Genomic DNA, 3,836 nt, shown 5'->3' with positions numbered 1-3,836 from the left:
TTGTTCAGTAAGCCCGTGTGTATTTAGTGCCGACCAATATGCAACAGCCCCGTTGCCTGAAATGTAACAACCAATTACCTTTTCATCCCTGAAATTGGCACGGCAATATTTTCCCGTTTCAATTCGAGAAAGAAAGTCTTTTTTTTCGAGGTTCTCCAAAACCGCATTTAAGTTATCAAACTTATGATTTACTATTTTCTCAATCTCAGAGATTGAAAAAATATCCACCTCATAATCAGCGATTAATTTTAAAAATTTCTGTTGTTCCTTCGAAATATTGACAGACTGATATGTTCTTGACATTACTTCTATTTTATATTGGAGGGGCAAATTATACCCCTTTTAATGAAAACAAACGTAATGCAAGGTATGGATATTTATTTGGAAAAAAGAACAATATTTGAAAAATATTTGCTATACGTGATGTCAATAATTGAATCAAATAAAATATTATTATTCAAAACTATCTTTAAAGGTAGGGACGATGTTTTTGCCATCAGATGGGAAAAAGGAGCTAAAAGCGGGTATATGCCAGCATATTTTTATGATCCTTACCGGTTCAAACTTCATAAGATACATGGCGGCACGCTGCAAAACTTTCAGGATAAAAGCTATTTACCATACAATGAAACTCAAATTGAAAAACACCTGAGAGGCGAGCAACAGATAGGTATATATCCATTATTGTCTGATAACACATCGTGGTTTATTGTTGCCGATTTTGACAAAGATGGTTGGGAAAAATCATGTAAAGCTTTTATAAACATTTGTACTGAAAATAATATCCCTTCATATCTGGAACGTTCCCGCTCAGGGAAGGGCGGGCATGTGTGGATTTTCTTTGAACAGGTTTATAAAGCTGAGAAAAGTCGAAAGATATTTATATTGTTGTTGCAACAATCGGGTGCAGTTTCTGTGTTTGATAAGAATTCGAGTTTCGACAGGTTGTTTCCAAACCAGGATTATTTATCGGGAAAAGGATTGGGCAACCTTATAGCTTTACCATTATTCAAACCAACATGGGACAGAGGAAATAGCTGTTTTATTGATGTTGATGCGTTTGAGCCTATTGCAGACCAATGGCAATTTCTGAAAAATATTCAAAGAGTGCCGATTTCTTTACTTGATGGTTTATACCAAAAACTTGCTATCAGGAATACACTTACGGTAGAAAGAAATATCCAGGAATGGGCAGATGTCGGTAAAATTTGCATCAGGCTAAACAATAAGGTTCAAATAAGCAGAAATACAATGCCTGCTAACATAATCTCCTGGATGAAGGATGAGTTTAATTTTGTTAATTCGGAATATCTGGTTAAAAAGAAGATGGGCAAAAATACATGGGGAAGTGAATATTATTTCACATGTGTTGAAGAAACAGGAAACGATGTATTATTACCCCGTGGCAGTATTGGAAAAATACTGAGATATTGCCGTGATAGCAAACTTGAAGTTGAGTTTAAAGATGAACGTCGAAAACCAGAAAATGTAAAATTTGAGTGCGGTATTCAGTTGCATGATTACCAGCTTGAAGCAATTAATGCCGCTAACAGGAAGGATTTTGGGATAATAGTTTCACCACCCGGAACCGGTAAAACAATTGTCGCGTTAAAGATTATTGCAGAAAAGAGCCTGCCTGCATTAATAATTGTTCACCGGAAACAATTGGCAGATCAATGGATTGACCGTATTCAAACGTTTTTAGGCATTCCCAGGAACGAAATCGGATTGTTTGGGCAAGGCAAATTAAAAGCCGGCAAAAAGATAACTGTTGCTATGGTTCAGAGTTTGCAGAAAGCTCTTGAAAAACCTGATAATGATTTTCTGAATGGTTTTGGAACAATAATTATCGATGAATGTCATCATATCCCGGCTGAAACATATCGAAATTCAATCTCAAATATACCGGCATATTATGTTTATGGCTTAACAGCTACGCCATTCAGAAAGTATAATGACGGAAAGCTTATATTCATTCACCTTGGTGAAGTTATTTCCGAATTAAAAACGCAAGATATCCAATCGCTTAAACAAGTCCAAATCGTTATTAAAAACACAGAGCTTGATGTACCTTATAACAATAAAACAGACAGGTTTGAAACATTATCCAAAGTGTTGATTCACGATACCGCCAGAAATCGTTTAATACTGAATGATATTGTTTCTGCTCTAAATCAAGGGAAAAAGGCTGTGATATTGACAGAACGTAAGGACCATATAGAAACGCTTAACCAGTTTCTAAAGCAAAAATACGAAACCATAACTTTATGTGGCGACGATTCGGAATCGTCAAGAAAACAAAAATGGAAGTTATTAAACCAGGGGAATTATCAAGTACTTATTACTACCGGACAGTTTTTCGGAGAAGGAATAGACCTGCACAATGCAGAATGCCTGTTTCTTGTTTATCCTTTTTCATTTGAGGGCAAGCTCGTCCAGTATATTGGCCGTGTACAGCGTTCGGAAATAACACCTACAATTTACGATTACCGTGACTATAAAATTGAATACCTCAATAAACTTTTTCTGAAAAGGAATACCTATTACCGAAAACTTGAAAAACAGGCTTCTCTATTTGATGACTTATCTGAAGTTGTAAAGCCAAAAGACAATAACCTTTTAATTGAGAAGGAAATCATTATTTCTCTCGAAAGTATAACATTTAGGTATGGAGCATTTTCGTTTCAATATGATGTTAAAGAATTGGATAAAACCCTTGAATTTGAAATTGAAAATGATAATATTCGTCCGGAATTTGAAGTTTTAAAGCCCTATTTTTCAAAGTCATTGAACATGACCAGAATAAAAATTTCAATTTATGCTGAATTTGTAAATGGTAACATGATTTCGCAGGATGCCAAATCTACAGATCTAAAAAAATTGAACCGTGAAATAATTGAAAGTGTTAAGTTTAGATTTATTTCAAAATCTTTCTTTGGGAAACAACCTAAAAACAACCAGTCTGGACTTCTTGATTTAAAACAATTACAGAACACTGAAAGGGATTCGGTACAACTATTTGATTCAGATGAAGAATTCATTGAAAATATTCTTAAAAACCAAGATTTAAAACATTATCGTCAAATTAGATATTTGGCAAATCACCATCTAAGCGAAATCTTGAAACTCCGATTCGTGCTAAGTCCTTTTTCGTTTGTATTTTTACTTCAGGGGGGCGAAATGTACCATGTCGTAATGGAAACGTTAGATTCCGAAGAAGCAACATATATTTGGCATTTAGAAAAAGATACTTCTGCACTTCGCTTAAAGCTTAAAGAAATTGACGAACACATAAACACTTTACGAAACCAGGGACGACAAGCATTTCTTGAAAATAATCCTCAAAACTTCACCAAAATACTGCACGATTATACTGATAGCCGAAAAGGTTTTATACTTTGGAAAGATCTGATAGAAGGGATCTTATCATAAGTCATTGATATTGATTAATTTATAACTAAACGTCTTGCCCCAGTATTTCTCGGCTTTTTCGCAAAGCAAAATGAATTCTGCAAACTGTTTTGAATCGGCAAAGACCTGGCAGCCGGTAGACCATTGATTGACATTGATGGTTTTGCCGGAAAGTTTTGCCCGGTGAATATTCAGGCCAAAGATTCCGGTTTCTTCATGACCTGAAGTGATGTCGAGGTTATTATCCCTGTTATAATCCCTGATTACGGTTACCGGCTTTACCTGCACCAGGGCTTTGTATTTGTCGTGATGCAACCCCTGTTGGTATGCACCCAAGTACTGTCCTTCTTTTAGTATAGCGGTACCATCCTGATTTTTGGGGTGCCGAAGGGAATATAATCCGGGATCGGTGGTGGCTTGGTTGA

The 3,836-nt window shown here is 35.7% G+C and carries 3 protein-coding genes; 1 reads left to right on the top strand and 2 read right to left on the bottom strand.

Annotated elements, in window-relative coordinates:
* Window positions 1-303, bottom strand: a 303-nt coding sequence (locus tag Q8907_14065; protein MDP4275396.1) for a hypothetical protein, incomplete at its 3' end; no start/stop codon positions are given.
* Window positions 304-345: 42 nt separating this feature from the next.
* Here Q8907_14065 and Q8907_14060 point away from each other — a divergent pair.
* Window positions 346-3,432, top strand: coding sequence for a DEAD/DEAH box helicase family protein (locus tag Q8907_14060; GenBank protein ID MDP4275395.1), 3,087 nt, complete (start codon window positions 346-348; stop codon window positions 3,430-3,432).
* Here Q8907_14060 and Q8907_14055 read toward each other — a convergent pair.
* Window positions 3,427-3,836, bottom strand: a 410-nt coding sequence (locus tag Q8907_14055; protein ID MDP4275394.1) for a hypothetical protein, incomplete at its 5' end; no start/stop codon positions are given. The two genes, Q8907_14060 and Q8907_14055, sit on opposite strands and share 6 nt — an antisense overlap.

Source organism: Bacteroidota bacterium (genome assembly GCA_030706565.1).
Classification (GTDB): Bacteria; Bacteroidota; Bacteroidia; order Bacteroidales; family JAUZOH01; genus JAUZOH01.
This window is presented reverse-complemented; position numbering and strand designations above follow the sequence as displayed.